The organism is Nocardia coffeae (assembly GCF_019890715.1).
In the GTDB taxonomy this organism is placed as follows: domain Bacteria; phylum Actinomycetota; class Actinomycetes; order Mycobacteriales; family Mycobacteriaceae; genus Nocardia; species Nocardia jiangxiensis.
On sequence record NZ_JAINZY010000073.1, the window covers coordinates 1 to 545 of the forward strand.

Here is a 545-nt window from a genome sequence, read left to right on the forward strand (position 1 = left end):
GACGGTCTTCGTCGTGATCGCGGTTGCGCCGGTCGCCGTGCTCATGATCGCGCTCTTGCTGTGTCCCACCACGGCCGGACACCGCATGCTCGCCCGCCTGCAGGCAGCACTGCCCATGACATCGCGGGTCGTCGCGGCGATCCTCATCGTCGCCGCGGTTGCCGCAGCCGCCGTCGGACTCACGATCATCCTCAGATAGCTGCGGGCTTGGACACCCATCAACGCGGATGCAGGCGACTTCGGACATCTGTGCAGGCGACTCCGAAAAGTGACATCGACGCTTCGAAGTCGCCTGTGGGTTGGTTTCGGAATCTAGTCTCGTTCTTGGCCGTGGCCTGGTTCAGAGTGCCTTGGGACACCGGCGAGTTCGGCCCGCACTCCGTGGGCGCGCGACGAGGCATCGGCGCAGCTCACCTGATGCGGCGTTCACACTCCTCGTAAGACGCACCAGAATTGAAGCAGTCGTAGAAGCCACTCTGTATGTCGCCGCTGGTAGGCGGCTCATCACAGAGAATTCCACACCGCGTATAACCCGGGGCGTCGGC

General features: G+C 63.7%; 1 protein-coding gene. It reads left to right on the top strand.

The window, feature by feature from the left end:
- On the top strand, positions 1–199 hold a 199-nt coding region (locus tag K7711_RS47090; protein WP_222979700.1), incomplete at its 5' end, for a hypothetical protein.
- Positions 200–545 lie beyond the last annotated feature (346 nt).